Source organism: Alteromonas sp., assembly GCF_984505615.1.
Window position 1 is genome coordinate 1 of record NZ_CFHOXV010000049.1, and the last position, 21156, is coordinate 21156.

Genomic DNA, 21156 nt, shown 5'->3' on the forward strand with positions numbered 1-21156 from the left:
CTTCACCAGCAGTTACTTTACACTGCCAAATTATATCTGGCGTCCAATATTGAACGGGGTAGCCTGCAGGCACCGGAACTTAAAGATGCGCAAATTCAGCAGTTAGGCGACGACAAGCAATATTCTGATATTGTGAACGGTAAGCGGTATCAGGTTATTGAGCGTACGTTCGCAATTGTGCCGCAAAGCTCAGGCGAGTTTACTATTAAGGGACCGGTATTCGCCGGCGAAGTACTGGCTCAGGATCCGAATACCCGCTTTGGTTTCTTCAACCGCACGAAGCAAATCAACCGCCTCGGTCCGGATATTACTATTCACGTTAAGCCCGTGCCTGCTGATATTGATTACCACTGGTTACCCAGCGAATATGTGTCACTGAACGAAGAGTGGCCGCAACAATCGTCTTTTACAGTAGGTGAACCGGTTACCCGCACCATCACCCTGACAGCGATGGGCGTAGTGGAAGAGCAGCTACCTGAACTACCTCAGATGTATCCGCCCGGATTCAAGCTCTACCCTGACCAGGCCAGTACGGCTACCGTAAACAAAAACAATACGCTCATCGCCCAGCGGGTCGAGACACTGGCGATGATCCCCACTCAGGCCGGCGACTTCATTTTACCTGAGGTAACTGTGCCCTGGTTTAATGTGCTGACCGGAAAAACGGAAACCGCCCGGTTACCGGCGAAGAAAATTACCGTAGCACCGGCTTCAGCAACGGCAACGCCAGTTCAGTCTGCACCGCTTACTCAGGCGCAATCTGATAATACAGCCCTGCCCGCCCCCGCTGCACAGCCGGATATACCGCAAAGTGCTCAAGGAACGGTGCCGCAATCTGCACCGGCAGAAAGTAACGATACCCTGCTGTGGATTGTCTCTGCATTGTGGGTAGTGACGCTTGCCGGATGGATTGTCACATTTATTTACTTCAGACGTCGTCCGGTGATGCAAGGTGAAAAGCCATCAGATGGGCGCGGTTCTGCAGGCAATGACGAAAAGCAGGCGTTTAATTCGCTGCAAAACGTCATTCAGTCCGGTGCACCGGGAGAGGTACAAAAAGCGCTCAGACAGTGGGCATTTCTGGCTGGCAAACAACATAGTCCCGCCGTGCCGGCAAACGTTTATCTCAGAAAATCCGGTCTTCAACCGCAAATTGATGCCATGTTATCGAGTCAATATAGCGATAAGCCACGACAATGGGATAGAAAGGCACTGTTACAGAGTATTCAGGCCATCAGGCAACAGAACACGAAGCAGAGCAATTCAGCGCTGCCACCTCTGTATCCGGAAGGCCAGTCATCCTGATCTCTGCGTCTTCCGTACAAGCACAATATTTACCGGGAGACTCAGTTTGAAAACACTTTCATCATTTAAATTTACGCCGCTGGCGCTGCTTGTTGCAGCGTTGACGGCCTGTTCACCGGCACCGGAAACGGCTGCACCAGCGCAACCGGAGCCACCAGCCGGCACCATAGCCAATCAAAGCGAATCTGAGCGTTTGAACGCGTTTTTTGAACGGACGTTTGAAGAAGATTTGAAGCGCTCACCGGAATTTCAAAGCCGGCTCGGGAAAAAATGGAATTACGGCGAATGGAATGATCTAAGCGAAGAGCATAAAGAGCAGACCATCGCCATTAAGAAAAATCGTCTTGAAGAACTGGACAGCTTTAACCCTGAAACGCTCACTGAGCAGGAAAAGCTCAGTTTACGCCTTTACCGTACGGGCATAGAACGTGAACTCGCTAACGATGAATTCAGACACCATACTTATGTTGTTCATCAGTTCCGTGCGGCGCACACCAGCGTACCAAGTTTTTTGATCAATATTCATCGGGTCAGTGATGTGTCTGACGCTAAAGCCTACATTTCCCGTCTGGATAAGGTAGATGAATATTTCGATCAGGTTATAGAGCAAATGGCACTGCGGGAAAAAGCCGGCGTGTATCCACCGAAATGGGCCTACGACCAGATGATTGCCGCCGCGCAAAATGTCATTACCGGCGCGCCTTTCGATACTTCAGAGACACCTTCGACCATTTGGGAAGATTTTCAGAACAAGGTAAACGCGCTGCCCATTGATGATGTTGAAAAACAGACTCTGCTGGGCGAAGCCAAAGCTGCTCTGGTTACCTCTGTTAAGCCGGCTTATGAAGCGATTATGGCCGCTTTCGCCCACCAGAAAACCCTTTCACCGGAAGGTGACGGCGTGTGGCGCCTGCCCGACGGTGACAAATGGTATGCAAACCGCCTCGCCTGGTTCACGACGACAGATCTTAACGCTGAAGAAATACATCAGATCGGGCTGGATAATGTAGAACGAATCCACAAAGCTATGGAAGCCATCAAAGACAAGGTCGGTTTCGACGGGTCGTTACAGGAATTTTTCGAATTCATGCGCACCGATCCTCAGTTTTATTACCCGGACACGGATGAGGGCCGTGAAGAATACTTGCAGGCAGCAACGCAGGCAGTTGACGAAATGCGAAAAGCGCTGCCGGATTATTTCGGCTTAATTCCGAAAGCAGACATGATAGTAAAACGTGTTGAACCCTTCCGCGAGCAATCTGCCGGTAAGGCGTTCTATCAAAGTCCTTCTCAGGATGGCAGCCGCCCCGGTACCTATTACGCCAACCTTTACACCATGGACGCCATGCCCACCTATCAACTTGAAGCGCTGGCCTACCATGAAGGGATCCCGGGTCACCACATGCAGCGGGCTATTGCTCAGGAGCTCGACGGTATTCCTGAATTTCAAAAGTATCTGAGTGCCACAGCCTATACCGAGGGCTGGGGCCTTTATACGGAAGAGCTGGCGAAAGATATGGGCTTTTATGAAGATCCCTATTCAGATTTCGGCCGCCTTGCTATGGAGCTCTGGCGCGCATGCCGTCTGGTGGTAGACACGGGCTTGCATGCTAAACAGTGGTCACGGGAAGAAGCGATTCAGTACTTACTGGAAAACACCCCCAATCCTGAACCTGATGTAGTTAAAGCAATTGAGAGATACATCGCCATGCCGGGTCAGGCCACGGCCTATATGATTGGCAAACTGAAAATCATGGAACTGCGTAGTAAGGCGCAAGAGGCGCTGGGTGATAAATTCACTTATGCGGGCTTCCACGATGAAGTGTTAAAAGACGGTCCGGTGCCCTTGTCAGTACTGGAAGAAAAGATTAACCGCTGGATTGAACAGCAACAATCTTTGTAAAAAAGCCAACACGTTAAACAGGCAACCATTTAAGGTTGCCTGCTTCTCTCAATCCTGCCAGGCTAAAAAAATTCTCTCACACTGAAAGTTTTCTGACATGCGACAGGTCTTAACTGTCATGAAAGAAAAACAACAACGTTACGAAGCACTGGTTCACGCATTTCATGGCGATATTTATCGCTATGCGTACTGGCTCACCCGCGACCCGGCGGTAGCTGAAGATATTGTTCAGGAAACTTTTCTGCGGGCATGGCGCTCACTGGACAGTTTAAAGGATGAGAAGTCAGCTAAATCCTGGCTTATCACCATTGTCAGGCGGGAGAATGCCAGACGATTTGAACGCAAACAGCTCGAGACGGTGGACATTGATGATGTGCCGGTGGCTGACGAAGCATTTCATTCCGGAAACGGGGATGACACAGAAGAACTCCGGATACTCATTGCCAGATTACCGGCAGATTACCGGGAGCCATTGATCCTGCAGCTTATCTTCGGCTATTCCGGTGAGGAAATCGCAGAACAACTGTCGCTGAATAAAAATACCGTGATGACGCGGTTATTCCGCGCCCGTAATCAACTCAGAGACATGCTGGAGAGTGATTCAGCACACCAGAGAGGTCGCCATAATGGATGATTTAGAATTCCGCCGTCGTATTTATGCCGATCCCAATACGACAGACAAAGACATGCTGGCCGCCATTAAAGGCGACAGCGACAAAGCCGCTTTGAAATCGTCACTTCAGCAACTTGACGGTAAATTGCTGCAGGCAGCCAAAGTGCCTGTACCCGACGATCTGGCGCATAAGCTCATCTGGCAACAGGCTACCGGTGAATTCAACCGCCATAAGCGCCGCAGCCGGTGGTTTATTGCCATGGCCGCTTCCGTGGCATTTATGGCCGGTGTTACCGGCACCATGGTATTCAATCAGGCCCCTGCAGATATCGGCACAGAAGCTCTGGCACACATGCGCTACGCTGAAATTGAAACACCCCATTCCGGCATTGAGGTTGGCATGCAGCAGGTCAATGCGAAACTGGCCGGTTTCGGCGGTACATTTTTACAGTCTATCGGTGATGTGGCTGTGGCCAACTACTGCCATCTTAACCGCCAGCAAACCTTGCACCTGATTTTAAACACAGACCAGGGGAAAATGTCGGTGTTTGTTATGCCCCATAATGACAGCAATCCGGTGCCGCCTGCCTTCGCCGATGAAAAGTATCACGGCGAAAGCTGGTCCCTGCAAAACGCCAGCATTATGGTGGTAGGCGATAAAGGTGCTGATCTGAATCCGCTGGTGAAAAAAGTAAAAAGCAGCATCAGCTTTTCTGCATAATCTGCCGGCTTGTGTGAATTTCATGCAAACCGGTCGGGTGCAAAGTTAAATGCCCGATTGAAAAGACAGATAAACCAGACTGCCATAGAGACTGTATCTACTTCCTGTTAGCATAAAAGAAAAAACAGGAAGGAATAATATGGAAACAGGTACGCTGATTTCTCTGGGCATTTATTTTGCGGCCATGCTCGGCATCGGACTTTTCTCTTACCGCCAGACTAATAGTGACGTGGAAGGTTACATGCTGGGCGGAAGACAATTAGGCCCGGCGGTAACCGCACTGTCTGCCGGTGCATCTGATATGAGCGGATGGATGCTGATGGGCCTGCCGGGCGCCATGTATGTTTCCGGGATCTCCGCAGGCTGGATTGCACTTGGTCTCACCATTGGTGCTTTCGCCAACTATATACTCGTTGCCCCGCGCCTGCGCTTATACACAGAAATTGCTAACAACGCTGTTACCCTCCCCGACTATTTCGAAAACCGTTTCGCAGACAACTCCCGGTTGCTCCGTGTTATTGCCTCGGTGGTGATTGTCATATTCTTTACCCTTTATACGTCATCCGGCGTAGTTGCAGGGGGTAAACTGTTCGAATCATCCTTTGGTTTGAGCTATGAAACCGGACTGTATGTCACCACAGGTGTGGTTGTGGCTTATACCCTGTTCGGCGGTTTTATGGCAGTGAGTATTACTGACTTCGTCCAGGGCTGTATTATGTTTGTGTCTCTGGTGATGGTACCGGTAGTCGTTGTGATGCAGTTAGGCGGTCCGGGCGAAGCGGTAGATGCAGTTAAATCCATCGACCCGGCGTTATTTGACGCCTTTACGGACGCCAAAAGTGGTGAAGCACTTTCACTGATAGGTATTCTGTCACTGATGGCATGGGGTTTTGGTTACTTCGGACAGCCTCACATCATTGTGCGTTTCATGGCTATCCGTTCAGTCAAAGATGTGCCCACTGCCCGTAACATTGGTATGAGCTGGATGATCGTTTCCATTATCGGTGCGTTAATGACAGGCCTGTTCGGACTGGCTTACGTGACGCAAAACGGTAATAGCATCGATCCTGAAACCATATTCATCTATTTATCTCAGTTACTGTTCCATCCTCTTGTGGGTGGTTTCCTGCTGGCAGCTATTCTTGCCGCAATCATGAGTACCATCTCATCACAGTTACTGGTGACATCCAGTTCCCTCACCAGCGATTTCTACAAAGCGTTCCTGCGACGTGATGCGTCAGATAAAGAGTTGGTACTTGCCGGGCGGATTTCCGTTGTTATTGTCGCATTAGTGGCTATTTACCTGGCCTACGACCGTGACAGCACGATTCTCTCGCTGGTCAGTAATGCCTGGGCAGGTTTCGGTGCGGCATTCGGCCCGCTGGTGCTGTTCAGCCTGTTTAAGCGTGATATGACCCGCCGTGCAGCACTGGGCGGTATGATTGTGGGCGCCGTCACTGTATTGCTCTGGATTTACCTGCCTTTCACCATTGACGGACAAAGTTTAAGCAGTTGGATGTATGAAATCGTACCGGGCTTTATTTTATCCAGCTTAACTATCATTGTGCTCAGTAAGAGCGGTTCCCCCCGTGAAGGGGTTACTGAGGTTTTCGACAGCTTTAATGAAAAGCTTCAGGCCTCAAAGCACGTCTAGCTTAAGCACGAATTACACCGTTAATACGCAACCAGAAAGCCGCTTTTTATAAGCGGCTTTTTGTTATGACAAATTCGTTTCAAGGTAATAAAACGGCTATTTCGTATAGCAAATCGGAATTACTACTTTGTGATCTAAATATGTTAGGGTTCTATATATATAATCGTTTAGCATATAACCTTAACTATCGGACTCGAAAATGACACTTGATATACCGTCTATTACCCATTTGAAACAACTCGAAGCCGAGAGCATCCACATTTTCCGCGAAGTTGCTGCGGAATTTGATAATCCGGTCATGTTATATTCTGTCGGAAAGGATTCCTCAGTGCTGTTACACCTTGCCCGCAAAGCCTTCGCGCCTGGCAAAATCCCCTTCCCTTTGTTACACGTTGATACCACGTGGAAATTCCACGAAATGATAGAGTTCCGTGACCAGCAAGCGGAAAAACATGGCTTTGATCTGTTAGTGCATATCAACCAGGAAGGTGTTGATGCCGGTGTTGGTCCGTTCAGCCACGGTAGTGCAAAGCACACAGACATCATGAAAACCGCTTCTTTGAAGCAGGCACTGAACAAGTATAAGTTTGATGCTGCATTCGGTGGTGCCCGCCGTGACGAAGAAAAATCACGTGCGAAAGAGCGTGTGTACTCATTCCGTGACAGCAACCACCGTTGGGATCCAAAAAACCAGCGTCCTGAGCTGTGGAACATCTACAACTCATCCGTAAACAAAGGCGAAAGCATCCGTGTATTCCCTATGTCTAACTGGACTGAGCTGGATATCTGGCAGTACATCTACCTGGAAAACATCGATATTCCTTCTCTGTACCTGGCGAAACCTCGTCCTGTAGTAGAGCGTGATGGCGTATTGATTATGGTTGATGACGACCGTATGCCGCTGGAAGAAGGTGAAACACCGGAAATGCGTTCAGTACGTTTCCGTACCTTAGGCTGTTATCCGCTGACCGGTGCCGTTGAGTCTACTGCAGCGACCCTGCCTGAAGTTATTCAGGAAATGCTGCTGACCAAGACTTCTGAGCGTCAGGGCCGTGTTATCGACCACGACAGCTCCGGTTCTATGGAGAAGAAGAAAATGGAAGGATACTTCTGATGTCGACGGATATCGTATGGCACAAGTACGAGGTCAATAAAAAGACCCGTGCCGAAAGCCTTGGTCAGACGCCTCGTGTACTTTGGCTGACAGGCTTCAGCGGTTCCGGTAAATCCACCATTTCGAACCTGCTGGAACAAAAATTCCAGGAACAGGGCAAACACACTTATCTGCTGGATGGCGATAATGTACGTCACGGTTTATGTGGCGATTTGGGCTTCAGTGATGAAGACCGCGTTGAAAACATCCGCCGTGTCAGTGAAGTGGCTAAATTGTTTGTCGATTCCGGTGTGATTGTACTCACCGCATTTATCTCGCCATTTCAGGCTGACCGCGACTATTGCCGCAATCTGCTTGAAGAAGGTGAATTTGTGGAAGTGTTTATCGATACCCCGCTGGACGTGTGTGAATCACGGGATCCAAAAGGGCTTTACAAGAAAGCCCGTGCAGGTGAAATCAAACATTTCACCGGAATCTCTTCCACGTATGAAGCACCGGTGAACCCGGAGATCCACCTGACGTATAAAGACGAACCGGCAGAACAAACTGCGGAACGTTTGTACGCCATGCTTGAAGAAAAAGGACTTGTGTAATGGCATTACCTGATCCATTAGCAGAAAAAATTCTCGCCATCAGCAAACAAGCTGGTGACAAAATCATGGAAATCTACGAAAAAGATTTCGCTGTTTATGAAAAAGAAGATACCAGCCCGCTGACAGAAGCGGACCTTGCCGCACACAAAGTGATTGTTGCCGGCCTGGAAGCAGTATCTCACCTGCCAATCCTGTCAGAAGAATCTGCGGATATTCCCTGGGATGAGCGTCGTGGCTGGGATAAATACTGGCTGGTTGACCCTCTGGACGGCACTAAAGAATTCATCAAGAAAAATGGTGAGTTTACAGTGAACATCGCGCTTATCGATAACGGTAAGCCTGTGATGGGTGTGGTTTACGCGCCTGCCCTGAAACGCTCTTACGTGGGTATTGATGGTCAGGGTGCGTGGATGGAGTCCAATGGCGAATTCACTCCAATTTCCGCGAAGAAACACGCAGACGGTGAAGTCTGGAAAGTCGTAGGCAGTCGTTCTCACCAGAGCCCTGAAATCCAGAAACTGCTGGAAGACCTCGGCGGTGAAGCGGAACTGGTTGCCATGGGCAGTTCATTGAAACTGTGCCTGGTCGCTTCTGGTGAAGCCCACCTCTATCCCCGTTTAGGTCCGACATCTGAATGGGATACCGGCGCAGCCCATGCGGTTGCCACCGCAGCAGGTGCAAAAGTCACTGTGCTGGATGGCGCAAACCCGCTGGCCGAGGATGCCCCTGACCTGACATATAACCAGAAAGAATCTGTGTTGAACCCCTATTTCTTAGTGAGCGCATAAGTAATGAATGTAGATAACGAATTATTGAAAGAAGACGTTCTGGGCTACCTGGAACAGCACGAAAAGAAAGACCTGCTGCGCTTTCTGACCTGCGGTAGCGTAGACGATGGAAAAAGTACGCTGATTGGCCGTTTGCTTCATGACTCAAAAATGATTTATGAAGATCAGCTCGCTGCTATTACAAAAGACAGCAAAAAGAGCGGCACCACCGGTGACAAAGTTGACCTGGCGCTGCTGGTTGACGGTCTGCAGTCTGAGCGTGAGCAAGGTATCACTATCGACGTAGCGTACCGCTATTTCTCTACCGATAAGCGTAAGTTCATCATTGCGGATACTCCGGGACACGAACAGTACACCCGTAACATGGTTACCGGTGCGTCTACCTGTGACCTGGCCATCCTGATGGTTGATGCACGCGCCGGAGTGAAAACTCAAACCCGCCGTCACTCGTTCCTCGCCAGCCTGCTGGGCATTAAGCACGTTATCGTTGCGGTGAACAAAATGGATCTGATGGGCTTCAGTGAAAAAGTATTTGAAGACATCAAAGCGGACTTCCTGAAGTTCTCTGAAAACCTGAACATCCCTGATATTCAGTTCATCCCACTGTCAGCGCTCGAAGGTGACAACGTGGTAAACCGCAGCGAACAATCGCCCTGGTACACTGGCAAGCCGCTGATGGAAATGCTGGAAACTATTGAAATCGGTAACGATGACAATAAAGAAGATTTCCGCTTCCCGGTTCAGTATGTTAACCGTCCAAACCTGGATTTCCGTGGTTTTGCCGGTACCGTGGTATCCGGTCAGGTTGCGCCGGGTGATGAAATCACTGCCCTGCCTTCCATGAAGACTTCAAAAGTCAAATCTATCGTAACGTTTGAAGGCGATCAGGAGCGTGCTTACGTACCACAGGCCGTTACGTTAACACTGGAAGATGAAATCGATATCTCCCGTGGTGACATGATTGTTAAGTCTGACAATTTGCCGCTGCTGTCCAGCCAGTTTAAATCTCACCTGGTATGGATGTCTGAAGAGCCGATGATGCCGCATAAACAGTATCTGTTTAAATTTGCGACCAAATCGACTTCAGGTTCTGTATCAGAAGTAGAGTATCAGATTGATGTAAACACCATGGAACAGAAGCCGGGTGCGCATCTTAATCTGAACGAAATTGGCGTAGTTGACCTGAAATTTACTCAGCCAGTTGCCTGTGACAGCTACGAGCGCAACCGTGCGACCGGTGCTTTCATTGTAATTGACCGCCTGACTAACGGAACCGTTGGTGCAGGTATGATCATCGACCAGTTGGCCGAAGACAAGCAACACAAAACGCCTGAGTTCTCTGCTTTTGAGCTGGAATTCAACGAATTGGTTCGCAAGCACTTCCCACACTGGAACGCGCTCGACATCAGTAAACTGTAACGAGCCGGAACGGTTTATATGGATGTCAACCAATTGATGGTGCTGGGGGTTTTCTTCAGCACCATTTTTGCACTAGTTGCGTCGAATATGCGTCCTTCCACCATTTTCGCGGTGGCGATGCTTATTTTACTCGTATCCCAACAAATCACCTTCGATGAGATCCTCAATAACTTAACCAATAAAGGCCTGATCACACTGGTCCTTTTACTGCTTGTCAGCAGTGCTATTGATAAAACAGCATTGATTAAGCAAATAGGACGTAAGCTCATCGCGCCCAGTTTTACTGTTTCCTACTGGCGGTTGTTCGGTCTGTCGTTTTTCTCGTCAGCCCTGCTGAACAACACCGCGATTGTGGCCAGCCTGATCGGGCCGGTAAAACAAAACCAGTATCACCCGGCATCGCGCCTGTTAATTCCGTTGTCTTACTCGGCCATTTTAGGTGGCACAGTCACGCTGATTGGTACATCAACGAACCTGATCGTAGACTCATTTTTGCAGGAACACGGTCATCCGGGTTTCGCATTCTGGGATTTCACACTCTATGGTCTGGCTGCCGGATTAAGCTGTGGTTTCCTGATGTTTGTGTTATCGACCTTATTGCCGGATATCGCCAATAAGAAAACCGACTACCGCGCTTACATTGTGGAAGCAGAAGTGGAGCCCGGCTCTGAGTTGATTGGCAAAACCGTCGAGGAAAACCATCTGCGGAACCTGCCTGAGCTTTTTCTGGTAGAAATTGTGCGGGACGGACAACTTATCAGCCCTGTTTCACCGGAACTTATTATCCATCAGGGTGATAAGCTGATTTTTTCCGGCAATGTACAGAAGCTGGACAGCTTAAGCCACATTAAAGGCTTAACCATGTTCGCTGAAGCTGACGGCATACTGCGGGAAAACCTCACGGAAGTGATCATCTCTAACCGTGCGCAGATTATCGGACAAACGATTAAAGCGCTGGGCTTCAGGGCCTTGTTTGATGCCGCCGTTGTGGCTATTCGCCGTGATGGTGAGCAGCTTTCCGGTAAACTGGGGGAAATTAAGCTGCAAGCCGGTGATTTCCTGTTACTGGCAACCGGTCCGGATTTCCAGACCAGACAGAACCTGTCGAAGAATTTCTTCATACTGTCTGAGCAGAAAATCTCCAGACCACTCACCAACTGGCAGGAATGGATCACTATGGGTGGTTTCTTACTGGTGGTGGCTTTGTCAGCGACGGATACATTAAACCTTGGTATCGGATTGCTGTTCTTTGCTGCCATACTGGTAGGAGCGAAAGTCACCAGTAACGGAGAAATCAAACGTAATCTGCCACTGAATCTGATTGTAGTTATCGTCGGTGCACTCAGTCTGGCCAGTGCGTTGGAAAATGCCGGGGTTATCAGTTTAAGTACTGATTTTCTGATGCCGTACCTTTCTGATACAAACTGGTTTGTCGCCCTCTGTACAGTTTATCTGGCTACCCTGGTGTTAACAGAGTTTGTGACCAACAATGCTGCGGCAGCCCTGATGTTCCCCTTCGCCTATGGCGTTGCCGGACTTATCGGTGCACCGTTGATGCCATTCGCCCTTGCTGTTGCATTTGCTGCCAGTGCGAGCTTTATTTCGCCATACGGTTACCAGACTAACCTGCTGGTATTTAATGCGGCGAATTATCGTTTCTCACATTTCATCAAAATCGGACTACCCATTTCCATTACGTACAGCACCATTGTGCTGGTGTTATTGAACATGACGTATTTCTGATAACGGTTTGAATAGCAAAAAGCCCCGTTCACCATGGTGAACGGGGCTTTTTATTGCCGGTAACAATTTACCTGATTATCTGAACAACACTTTTTCTTTGTTGAACCAGTAAACACAAAAACCGATAAGCGCCGCTGCAATGAGTGCGGTGGAACCGAAAATGGCTATCAACTGCACATAATCCATTGTGCCTTTAATAAGCTCTTTTATCGCCAGCGCCACATTCGTCAGCGGAACCCATGCCCAGCCACCTTTCAACTCGACACCGGGTAACATTGCCATGATCACCGGCACGATGGTAAACATCACCAGCGGTGTCATATAGCCCTGCGCTTCTTTGAAGCTTCTGGCATAAATAGACAAACTTAAAAGAATGGATGAGAAAATTGCCACCACGGGAATAAGCATGAAGAAAATCAGTAAAAAGTCCGTGCCGCTGATGGCCCCCATAAATTCAGCCACCAGTTGTATGGCCATGCCCTGACTCAGGACAATGCCCCATACAGCCATACTTGCTACCGTGACCATGGCTGAGGTCACCCCGGCAAGGGCGATGGCAAAGAATTTTCCCATCACCAGATGATGGCGGGGTACAGGCGATATGAGCAGTGTTTCCAGGGTACCTCTTTCTTTTTCCCCGGCGCCTAAATCTGTTGCCGGTATCATGGCGCCTTGCAGGCACAACATAAAAATAATATAGGGAATAAAACCACCAATCTTCTCACCCCAATTTTCCCGCTGATCAGCCACATCTACTTTTTCAATGACCATGGGCTCAATGAGCGCTGTCTGCTGACTTTCGATGAGACCCAGTTGCGCAAAAGCAGCCTGCTGATTGCGTTCTGAAATGTCGTTTACGATAGCCTGCAGGCGTGAGTGGACTAAATTGAGACCAGCATCATTTAAGTAAACCTTAAGGGTAATTTGTCCGCCGGAGAGAATATCGTCATTATAGTTTTCCGGGATCTCAAGCACGAAATCAGCCTGTTCACTCTTAACCCAGCTTTCTATGTTTTCGTTTTCCGGTATCGTTACCAGATTAAAGTCTTTTGACTCCGCAATTTTTGATACCAGTTCAGGCGCGTATTCTGCACCACGGATGGCATAATCAAGCACTTCAGACTGAGCATCTGATATGGCCTTTGAAGACACAAATGTTACCACCCCGAAAATAGCAGGGAACACCAGCAAAGGCAGGGCAATCATAAAAAACAGTGTTTTTCTGTCCCGTACTAACTCTTTAATTTCTTTTAAAAATACTAACCACATATTACGCCTCCGTCCCTAAAGCTGATAAAAATGCACTGCTCATTGAGCCCGGCGACAGCGCTCTGAAGGTGGCGATATCATCATTAAATACCGTGCGTCCATGATTGACGATGGTCACCCGGTCGCACAGTTCCGAAACTTCCTCTAAGTGATGGGTGGAGAAAATCACCGGGATCCCCTGCTCTTTCAAACCGCGGATAAAGTTCAGTACTGTCTGTGCGGCCATGATATCCAGCCCCGTGGTGGGTTCATCCAGAATGACCACTTCCGGACTGTGGATCACCGCCCGGGCAATTGCCGTTTTTTGTTTCATACCGGTAGAAAAATTCTCACACCGTCGATCCAGGAAACTGTGCAAATCCAGCAAATCGGCCAGCGACTGAATTTTTTCTTCAATACGGGTTTTCGACATATTGTGAAGCTGGCCGAAATAGGCAATGTTCTCTCTGCCGGTAAGACGACCATACAGGCCGGTTGAGCCGGATAAAAAACCGATTTTCTGGCGTGCCAGCACCGGCTTTTTAAGTACATCAACACCATTAATGGTGATGCTTCCTGTATCGGGCTTCAGCGCTGTTGATAGCATACGTAATGTGGTGGTTTTGCCGGCACCGTTAGGCCCGAGTAGCCCGAGTACTTCACCGGAAGCACAATTTAGCGACACATCCTGCACAGAATGGAAAAATTTCCCTTTCAGCCGGGGATCCTTTTTCTCCTGTTCACTCAATTTTTTCGGGTTTTCGATGGTGAATTTTTTCGCCAGCTGACTGATTTCAATCATCGCGTTTCCTTTGTTGATATTATTAATTCCGTTATCCGTTTACCGGAAGAGAAGTAAACCTAGTCTACTTTGAATCAACTTTATTACACTCTTCAAGCAAAAAAATGCGACAGAATATTTCTGTACAGGGTCAGTATACAAAGGCAGCATTTTTCTCTAAGGTAACAAAGAAAATTCCCTGTGCCAGCATTGTTAATTAAGGAAAAAATGGCATCTGTACGCAAATAAAGGAGTAATTATGCAGGAAATATCCAATCCCTTTCAGGCCATCAGCGAGACTTTCTTTCGCCCGAACGGCGTTTTCAGAAAGCTGGCTACCACTGACAACTGGTCATGGGTTCCGTTTTTCATCTTAATGAGTATGAGCCTTGTTCCGGTTTATCTGTATTTCCAGACCATTGATTTCGACTGGTACAGAAACTTTATTGCAGACATGCAACTGGGTGACGTGAGTCCGGCAGAAAAAGAGGCATTTACAGAACGGATGACTCAGGGATTCGTGATGTGGAGCACGATTGTCAGCGTATTCCTTGGCGTCATAATCCTGAATGCCATCTATGCCGGATACCTCACATTCATGGCCCGCAATGATGAAAAATCAGTGCAGGGTTTTACCGACTGGTACGGAATGACATGGTGGACCGCACTTCCCTCTCTGCTTACCAGTTTTGCGGCACTGCTGGTACTGGTGATGGCCAGCACCCACGAAATAGACCCGGCCAGTCTCAGCCCGCTTACCTTTACATGGATATTTGGACTGACACCGGACTCAGCGTTTTACAATATCGGTCAGTTCCGGCTCGATATGCTATGGTCAATTTATCTCACCGCGGTGGCAATTGGTCAGTGGACAAGTTTCAGCAACAAAAAAGCCTGGATGGTTGCAGCCGCCCCTGTCACCATCATTTACGGAATCTGGCTGGTTTTCGTATTGCTTTAACCTTGTACTGGCGGGTTGAAAGCACAGCAGTGACTTTTAAACCCGCCGGACAGTACTAAATCAGTGGCATCTGCAACTGCTTTTTAGAGGATACAGCCCGAAAATAATCCGTATTAGCGTAGAACTGCCGGTCCTGCACCGGGTACCAGCCGGGCACGCCCAGTAACGGTAAAGGATGAAGCATGCCTTTACTCTGAAAGACATCACAGGAAGCGATTTTCTGCTCCATTGCGCAATCCGTCTCCCTGCATTGTTGTTCGAATGACATAGAAGCAAATCCCCGGGGCACTGTGACCGCCATCCATTTACCCGTCAGGCCGGTAAACGGGTTCAATAACATTTCGAGATTGGCATGGCCGAATATCACCGGAAACAATAACTGACCCCATTTGTCTCTGTGTTCAACCAGAACCTGTTGCCAGTTATGCATCGCCAGTGCATTGAGTAAAGGTTCAGCCTGAGCCTTCATATCGTCCGGTACAGCAATTACAACACCACATTCATCAAAATGGGTAATACGATTTCTTGCCGGTGTACGGGGGCTTACGCCGAAACGACTGATATCCTGCATATGCAGAGTATTCAGACATCGCTTCGTTAGTGGAAACTGCAACCAGATCAATGCATTGAATAGATCATGCCAGCTGTTTTCCCTCGTGGGCACGACATTATCTTCAAAGATGATCTGTTCATAATAACGTTGTTCAGAAAGCGCAAAAGAAGACTGCCCTTTAAATTCAGGACCCGGCCAGTTCACAGGGTGATGCCGGCGGACAACGTCATTTAAAACAGCCGCTGACGGAAATTCTGTTTCAACGTCAAGGCCGGTGCGGGTTAACAGCTCACGGACAGAAAAAGCAAGATTGGAACGATTTATGGCAGATGACCAACTCTCTGCGGTGGAATTCATAAGCGATGTATTGGTTCGGTGTGTTTGATTCTCTATACTGGGACGTTATTGTAGAGCAAACAGAGACTAACAATGAAAAAAATTCTTTTGCCATTTATGGTACCGGCGCTGGTCGGACTCTCTGCAGCAGGACTTTCTGCCTGCAGCAGCGATCAACCCGCACCGGCGGATACCGCGCAGGCTGGCAGCACAGCCAATTTTGACAGCGTATACGCAGGGATCACTGCTGAAGACATCAGCGGACCGTTGCAAACACTGGCTTCTGATGAGTTTGAAGGCCGCCTTCCCACCACACCGGGTGAACAGAAAACACTGGACTTTCTGGTTTCAGAATTCAAAGCCGCCGGGCTAGCACCGGGTAACGGTGACAGCTATCTGCAACCTGTGGATTTAATGGAAATCACTGCCGATCCCGACATGACGATGACCATTGGTGATAACACGTTCCGTTATAAAGAAGACATGGTTGCCGGTTCTAAACGGGAACAATCAGTCATCGATCTAAAAGATTCCGAACTCGTCTTCGTCGGCTATGTCGTTAATGCACCGGAATATGACTGGAATGACTATGAAGGTCTGGATGTAGAAGGCAAAACTGTGGTGATTCTGGTGAATGACCCGGGTTTCGAAAATCCTCAGTCCGGTAAGTTCCAGGGCACGACCATGACCTACTACGGCCGCTGGAGTTACAAATATGAAGAAGCCAGCCGTCAGGGTGCTGCCGGTGCGATTATTGTGCATGAAACAGCACCAGCTTCTTACGGCTGGTCAGTGGTTGCCAATAGCTGGAGTGGCCCTCAATACGGCCTGGTATCTCAGGATGGCGGCGCCAGCCGGGTTGCTGTAGAAGGCTGGCTCACACTGGATGCGGCAAAGAAAGTCTTTGCCGACGCAGACCTGGATTTCGATGCTGAGAAAAAGGCAGCATTGCAGGGGCCCTATCACAAAGACATGGGCTTAACCGCCTCTGTGACAGTGAAGAACACCTTTCAAAAATCTGTCAGCCATAACGTGATTGCCACCCTTCCGGGTGCAAAAAAGCCTGATGAACACGTCATTTACACTGCTCACTGGGATCACCTGGGTAAAGATGAAAGCCTGAAAGGTGATCAGATTTACAATGGTGCCCATGACAATGCCACCGGTTCAGCAGCCGCCATTGTGATGGCAAAAGCATTCGGTGAACTGACGCCCCGCCCTGCCCGCTCAGTAACGTTTCTGATCGTGACGGCTGAAGAGCAAGGACTGCTGGGTTCAAAATACTATGCTGATCATCCTGTTATCCCGCTGGAGAAAACCGTTGCAAACATCAACATGGACGCCATGAACGTGTTGGGTAAAACGAAAAATGTCAGTGTTGTCGGTATGGGTAAATCAGAAATGGAAACCTATCTGGAAAAAGCAGCAACCCGTCAGGGCCGTTATCTGACACAGGAAGACCGTCCGGAAGCCGGCTCTTACTACCGTTCTGATCACTTCAGCTTCGCCAAGAAAGGCGTACCGGCTCTGTACGCAGAAGGCGGAGACGAACCCTGGGATGCTGAAACGGCTACCTACCGCAAACGCATGAATGTCATCGTAACCGGTTGTTATCACCAGGTTTGTGATGAATTCCGCAAGGAGTGGGATTTATCAGGCATCGCCCAGGATACGCAAATGCTGTTTGAAGTGGGTACAGATGTGGCCAATGCTGACAGCTGGCCGAAATGGAATGCTGCCAGCGAATTCCAGCGCTAAGCACTTACGCAAACAGGCTGCCTCCGGGCAGCCTGTTGCTTTTTTAGTCATCCGTTTTGCAACATCTCTTTCAATATTCCGCGAAAATCGCCACTACCCGCCCTGAATAACGGATAATTTGAGTTTCCGGCAAGTTATTCCTTGCTTTTTTCTCTCATACTGGCACATTCAACAGACGCGGAGTTTGCACCCTTCAAAAACAATAAAGTCTCACCCGCGGCCGCGTTAAGCGACCCGACAGAATAAACAATCCTTTTTTTCAACAAGTGACAAGAGAGAACCCGTTTTATGTGTGGTATTTTCGGTATCCTTGATATCAAAACCGATGTGTCTGAACTCAGAACCCAAGCGCTGGATTATACAAAGTTGCTGCGTCACCGCGGCCCTGACTGGTCGGGTATCTGGAATAATGACAATACCATCCTGTGCCATGAACGGTTGGCCATCGTCGATGTAGACACTGGTGCACAGCCGCTCATCAGCCAGGATAATAATAAGATCCTGGCCGTTAACGGTGAGATCTATAACCACAAGCAACTCGCCAAAGATCTGGCAACGCCTTATGATTTCAAAACCCGCTCGGACTGCGAAGTAATCCTTCCTTTGTACGAGCAGAAAGGCGTTGAGTTTATCGATGAGCTTGAAGGCATGTTTGCTTTTATCCTGTACGACGAGTCTCAGGATGCGTATCTGATTGCCCGTGACCACATCGGCATTATCCCGCTGTATACCGGTTACGACGAACATGGCAATTTCTATGTTGCGTCAGAAATGAAAGCGCTGGCGCCTATCTGTAAAACCATCAGTGAATTCCCTCCGGGTCATTACCTGTGGAGCAAAACCGGCGAGCTGACTAAGTACTACAAGCGCGACTGGATGAGCTACGATGCAGTAAAAGATAACGAAACGAATCTGGACGACCTGAAAGTGGCTTTTGAAAAAGCCGTTAAGTCGCACATGATGTCTGACGTACCTTACGCAGTGCTGCTGTCCGGTGGTCTGGATTCATCGCTGGTTTCTGCCGTTGCGGCTCAGTATGTTGCCAAGCGTGTTGAAGACGAAGACAAGTCTGACGCCTGGTGGCCACGCCTGCACAGCTTCGCAGTTGGCCTTGAAGGTGCACCGGACTTAAAAGCAGCTAAACAGGTTGCTGATATGATTGGTACTGTTCACCACGAAATCCACTTCACGATTCAGGAAGGTCTGGATGCGATTCGTGACGTTATCTATCATCTGGAAACCTACGATACCACCACCATCCGTGCAGCTACGCCAATGTACCTGATGACCCGTAAAATCAAAGCCATGGGTATCAAAATGGTATTGTCCGGTGAAGGCTCTGACGAAATTTTCGGTGGTTATCTGTACTTCCATAAAGCGCCGAACGCAAAAGAACTGCACGAAGAAACAGTACGTAAACTGGATCGTCTGCACATGTTCGATTGTGCCCGTGCCAACAAAGCTACCAGCGCCTGGGGTGTTGAAGCCCGTGTACCGTTCCTGGACAAAAATTTCATGGACGTTGCAATGCGCCTGAACCCGCAGGACAAAATGTGTGTGGATGGCCGCATGGAGAAATGGATCCTGCGTAAAGCTTTCGACGACGGTAAAACGCTGCCACCAGAAGTACTGTGGCGTCAGAAAGAACAGTTCGGTGACGGTGTAGGTTACTCCTGGATCGACTCTATCCGTGACTTCGTAGAAACAGAAGTGTCTGATCAGCAACTGGCGACAGCAGAATTCCGCTTCCCGGTGAACACACCTGATACCAAAGAAGGTTATTACTACCGCACTATCTTTGAAGGCTACTTCCCGCAGGAAAGCGCTGCACGCTGTGTTCCGGGTGGTAAGTCCATCGCCTGTAGTACCGTAGAGGCACTTGAGTGGGATGCAAGCTTCAAGAATAATGCTGACCCTTCAGGTCGTTCGATGAAAGACGTGCACTCAGGCAACAGCCACTGATTCATGAGTTAGAAAGACAAAAGCCCGGTGAATCCGGGCTTTTTTGTATCAGCTTGATAACAGACTCTGTTTAAAGCCGGCGCGTTGACCGCCAGATTCACCAGATTTCAGGGATTCTCTTCCGTAGCATCGATGGTGGCATCAATACTGGCAGGCTTATACCACAGTGCATCGTTTTGCACAGGTGTCAAAGGTGGTAAAAGCGGGTTATCCAGCTCTATCGTGGTGCGCTTTTCGAGCTCCAGTGCATTCAGCGTATCTTCATAGGTAGACAAAAACAAAGCGTCGAAAGAACCATCTTCAATTGCCATCTGCAGACCCGTCTCGATAAGCCGTGCCAGTGTGGTATTGCCTTTATTTACGAAAAAATACAACGCCGTGGGATAGTAAATCGCTGTATTGCTTTCCAGTACGATGTCTGAAGACAAATTCCCCTTCTCAAGCTCATTCAGCGCTTCCATCACTGAACGGGGGAAGAAGTCAGCCTTGTTCGTTTCCAGTACTTCCGCTGCATCACCATACGCCGGCACGGTGAACACGTTAAACCCGTTTGCCTGCAAAATTTTGGTATCCGGCCACTCTTCACCGGAAATAGGCACCAGTTTAAGCAAGGCAGATTTGCTCAGCGCTTGTGGAAAGCGGCTGCGGTTCATTTCATTGATCAGAAATACGCGCCAGCCAATCAGTCCTTTCGCCAGCGGGATGCGCACTGGTAACAGGTCTTTTTCACGCTGGGCGTCTGTCATACTCCAGACTACGTTCACTTCGCGGTTTTCCCGCAGCTGACGCAGTGCTTTCCCTTGCAGCATGATCCGGTCTGACGGCAGTAAACTGTATTTTACGCCTGTCTTTTCCAGCGCCAGGGTAAGTAAAGCCAGCGGATATTCATTGCGCAAATCGCGCTCATCTATAGGCCGCGGATAGGTTATCGACCATAGTGCAGCATGCACATTCGCACTTAAGAGCAGAAGAACCGGAAACAACCATTTTCCCATCGTTAAAATCCTTAGTGTCGTGCCTGAACAGACAGCATAAATCTATTCAATGCCGATATATTTATGTGTTTGTAACGATAAGCGCCAGTTTCGCGCAATACAGGTGGCGATAGCAAGATCCGTCGCACGTTGCTGCTGACTGATAGGTTGCAGACAAATATTTGCCGGTAGCTTTCCGTCCAGCCGTGCCAGCAGACTATCCAGCTCATCAATATGCTTTTGCATAGCCACAGGATGCTTAATTTCATCCGCCCGCTCCAGCGCCTGAGTCAGCACCGGCATGCCGCCTTTCATGTCGACTTTAGGCGATACCGTAACCCAGGTGTCTTCATGGCACAGTACCTCGAAGGTACCACTGGTTTCTATCTGCGTGGTGTACCCCCGCGCATGCAGCAGTGAGGTGAGCGGACGCAAATCATACATACACGGCTCACCGCCGGTGATCACGATGTGTTTGGCCTGATATCCGTTTTCTTTAAATAAGGTCAGTAACGCTTCATCTTCAATACTGAACCACGCTTCACTCTCCTGAGTTTTCGACAGGACTTCATCTGATGTTGTCAAAAACGCCTCGTCCAGCGTCCATGTATGTTTGGTATCACACCAGGGACAACCCACCGGACACCCTTGTAAACGCACAAACACTGACGGAACGCCGGTTTTTACGCCTTCGCCCTGAATCGTTTCGAACATTTCATTAATTTTAAGA

Annotated in this window: 18 protein-coding genes; 13 read left to right on the forward strand and 5 right to left on the reverse strand. The window is 49.0% G+C overall.

The window, feature by feature from the left end; all coding sequences use genetic code 11:
* The 10 genes from AC4PME_RS18460 to AC4PME_RS18505 form a co-directional block, all read left to right on the forward strand.
* Positions 1–1305, forward strand: a 1305-nt coding sequence (locus AC4PME_RS18460; RefSeq protein ID WP_491529694.1) for a BatD family protein, incomplete at its 5' end; no start/stop codon positions are given.
* A gap of 46 nt (positions 1306–1351) precedes the next feature.
* Complete coding sequence (locus AC4PME_RS18465; RefSeq protein ID WP_491045871.1) at positions 1352–3208, forward strand: DUF885 domain-containing protein; 1857 nt, start codon at positions 1352–1354, stop codon at positions 3206–3208.
* Between the two features lie 118 nt (positions 3209–3326).
* Complete coding sequence (locus tag AC4PME_RS18470) at positions 3327–3842, forward strand: sigma-70 family RNA polymerase sigma factor (protein WP_491045872.1); 516 nt, start codon at positions 3327–3329, stop codon at positions 3840–3842.
* Positions 3835–4542, forward strand: coding sequence for a DUF3379 family protein (locus AC4PME_RS18475; protein ID WP_491045873.1), 708 nt, complete (start codon positions 3835–3837; stop codon positions 4540–4542). The genes AC4PME_RS18470 and AC4PME_RS18475 overlap by 8 nt, the downstream gene beginning before the upstream one ends.
* 139 nt (positions 4543–4681) lie before the next feature.
* The gene (gene putP / locus AC4PME_RS18480) at positions 4682–6196 is read left to right on the forward strand and encodes a sodium/proline symporter PutP (protein WP_119500759.1); all 1515 of its coding nucleotides are present in this window, start codon (positions 4682–4684) and stop codon (positions 6194–6196) included.
* Between the two features lie 199 nt (positions 6197–6395).
* Positions 6396–7310: a sulfate adenylyltransferase subunit CysD gene (gene cysD / locus AC4PME_RS18485; protein ID WP_119500758.1), complete on the forward strand. Its 915-nt coding sequence runs from the start codon at positions 6396–6398 to the stop codon at positions 7308–7310.
* Positions 7310–7903, forward strand: coding sequence for an adenylyl-sulfate kinase (gene cysC, locus AC4PME_RS18490; RefSeq protein WP_119500757.1), 594 nt, complete (start codon positions 7310–7312; stop codon positions 7901–7903). Before cysD ends, cysC begins: the two co-directional genes overlap by 1 nt.
* Positions 7903–8691: a 3'(2'),5'-bisphosphate nucleotidase CysQ gene (cysQ, locus tag AC4PME_RS18495; protein WP_491045874.1), complete on the forward strand. Its 789-nt coding sequence runs from the start codon at positions 7903–7905 to the stop codon at positions 8689–8691. The genes cysC and cysQ overlap by 1 nt, the downstream gene beginning before the upstream one ends.
* 3 nt (positions 8692–8694) lie before the next feature.
* Positions 8695–10110 (forward strand): sulfate adenylyltransferase subunit CysN, encoded by a 1416-nt coding sequence (gene cysN / locus AC4PME_RS18500; RefSeq protein ID WP_119500755.1) that lies wholly within the window; start codon positions 8695–8697, stop codon positions 10108–10110.
* An 18-nt stretch (positions 10111–10128) separates the two neighbouring features.
* Positions 10129–11853, forward strand: coding sequence for an SLC13 family permease (locus AC4PME_RS18505; RefSeq protein ID WP_491045875.1), 1725 nt, complete (start codon positions 10129–10131; stop codon positions 11851–11853).
* Positions 11854–11928: 75 nt separating this feature from the next.
* Here AC4PME_RS18505 and AC4PME_RS18510 read toward each other — a convergent pair whose 3' ends face one another.
* On the reverse strand, positions 11929–13122 hold the full coding sequence (locus AC4PME_RS18510) for an ABC transporter permease (RefSeq protein WP_491045876.1): 1194 nt from the start codon (positions 13120–13122) through the stop codon (positions 11929–11931).
* 1 nt (position 13123) lies between these two features.
* Positions 13124–13903, reverse strand: a complete 780-nt coding sequence (locus tag AC4PME_RS18515) for an ABC transporter ATP-binding protein (RefSeq protein WP_491045877.1) — start codon at positions 13901–13903, stop codon at positions 13124–13126.
* Between the two features lie 238 nt (positions 13904–14141).
* Between AC4PME_RS18515 and AC4PME_RS18520 the strand changes: the two genes are divergently transcribed.
* Positions 14142–14843, forward strand: a complete 702-nt coding sequence (locus tag AC4PME_RS18520; RefSeq protein ID WP_119500751.1) for a YIP1 family protein — start codon at positions 14142–14144, stop codon at positions 14841–14843.
* Between the two features lie 55 nt (positions 14844–14898).
* On the opposite strand, the gene AC4PME_RS18525 is transcribed toward AC4PME_RS18520, so the two are convergent.
* Positions 14899–15753, reverse strand: a complete 855-nt coding sequence (locus AC4PME_RS18525; RefSeq protein WP_491045878.1) for a DUF3025 domain-containing protein — start codon at positions 15751–15753, stop codon at positions 14899–14901.
* 72 nt (positions 15754–15825) lie between these two features.
* On the opposite strand from AC4PME_RS18525, the gene AC4PME_RS18530 reads away from it, so the two are divergent.
* Together AC4PME_RS18530 and asnB are read left to right on the forward strand one after the other, a co-directional pair.
* The gene (locus AC4PME_RS18530; RefSeq protein ID WP_491045879.1) at positions 15826–17490 is read left to right on the forward strand and encodes a M28 family metallopeptidase; all 1665 of its coding nucleotides are present in this window, start codon (positions 15826–15828) and stop codon (positions 17488–17490) included.
* 288 nt (positions 17491–17778) lie between these two features.
* The gene (gene asnB, locus AC4PME_RS18535; protein ID WP_491045880.1) at positions 17779–19452 is read left to right on the forward strand and encodes an asparagine synthase B; all 1674 of its coding nucleotides are present in this window, start codon (positions 17779–17781) and stop codon (positions 19450–19452) included.
* Positions 19453–19559: 107 nt separating this feature from the next.
* Here the strand turns inward: asnB and AC4PME_RS18540 are convergent, their stop codons facing one another.
* Both AC4PME_RS18540 and queE read right to left on the reverse strand, forming a co-directional pair.
* The gene (locus AC4PME_RS18540) at positions 19560–20447 is read right to left on the reverse strand and encodes a type 2 periplasmic-binding domain-containing protein (RefSeq protein WP_491045881.1); all 888 of its coding nucleotides are present in this window, start codon (positions 20445–20447) and stop codon (positions 19560–19562) included.
* A 42-nt stretch (positions 20448–20489) separates the two neighbouring features.
* Positions 20490–21140: a 7-carboxy-7-deazaguanine synthase QueE gene (queE, locus tag AC4PME_RS18545; RefSeq protein ID WP_232373546.1), complete on the reverse strand. Its 651-nt coding sequence runs from the start codon at positions 21138–21140 to the stop codon at positions 20490–20492.
* Between the last annotated feature and the right edge of the window lie 16 nt (positions 21141–21156).

What these genes read in the sequence shown, in the direction of transcription:
- AC4PME_RS18540 (WP_491045881.1), bottom strand. Translation starts at nt 20,447, where the DNA reads ATGGGAAAATGGTTGTTTCCGGTTCTTCTGCTCTTAAGTGCGAATGTG.
- AC4PME_RS18520 (WP_119500751.1), top strand. Translation starts at nt 14,142, where the DNA reads ATGCAGGAAATATCCAATCCCTTTCAGGCCATCAGCGAGACTTTCTTT.
- putP (WP_119500759.1), top strand. Translation starts at nt 4,682, where the DNA reads ATGGAAACAGGTACGCTGATTTCTCTGGGCATTTATTTTGCGGCCATG.
- cysQ (WP_491045874.1), top strand. Translation starts at nt 7,903, where the DNA reads ATGGCATTACCTGATCCATTAGCAGAAAAAATTCTCGCCATCAGCAAA.
- AC4PME_RS18470 (WP_491045872.1), top strand. Translation starts at nt 3,327, where the DNA reads ATGAAAGAAAAACAACAACGTTACGAAGCACTGGTTCACGCATTTCAT.
- cysC (WP_119500757.1), top strand. Translation starts at nt 7,310, where the DNA reads ATGTCGACGGATATCGTATGGCACAAGTACGAGGTCAATAAAAAGACC.
- AC4PME_RS18525 (WP_491045878.1), bottom strand. Translation starts at nt 15,753, where the DNA reads ATGAATTCCACCGCAGAGAGTTGGTCATCTGCCATAAATCGTTCCAAT.
- cysD (WP_119500758.1), top strand. Translation starts at nt 6,396, where the DNA reads ATGACACTTGATATACCGTCTATTACCCATTTGAAACAACTCGAAGCC.
- cysN (WP_119500755.1), top strand. Translation starts at nt 8,695, where the DNA reads ATGAATGTAGATAACGAATTATTGAAAGAAGACGTTCTGGGCTACCTG.
- asnB (WP_491045880.1), top strand. Translation starts at nt 17,779, where the DNA reads ATGTGTGGTATTTTCGGTATCCTTGATATCAAAACCGATGTGTCTGAA.
- queE (WP_232373546.1), bottom strand. Translation starts at nt 21,140, where the DNA reads ATGTTCGAAACGATTCAGGGCGAAGGCGTAAAAACCGGCGTTCCGTCA.
- AC4PME_RS18505 (WP_491045875.1), top strand. Translation starts at nt 10,129, where the DNA reads ATGGATGTCAACCAATTGATGGTGCTGGGGGTTTTCTTCAGCACCATT.
- AC4PME_RS18510 (WP_491045876.1), bottom strand. Translation starts at nt 13,122, where the DNA reads ATGTGGTTAGTATTTTTAAAAGAAATTAAAGAGTTAGTACGGGACAGA.
- AC4PME_RS18530 (WP_491045879.1), top strand. Translation starts at nt 15,826, where the DNA reads ATGAAAAAAATTCTTTTGCCATTTATGGTACCGGCGCTGGTCGGACTC.
- AC4PME_RS18475 (WP_491045873.1), top strand. Translation starts at nt 3,835, where the DNA reads ATGGATGATTTAGAATTCCGCCGTCGTATTTATGCCGATCCCAATACG.
- AC4PME_RS18515 (WP_491045877.1), bottom strand. Translation starts at nt 13,903, where the DNA reads ATGATTGAAATCAGTCAGCTGGCGAAAAAATTCACCATCGAAAACCCG.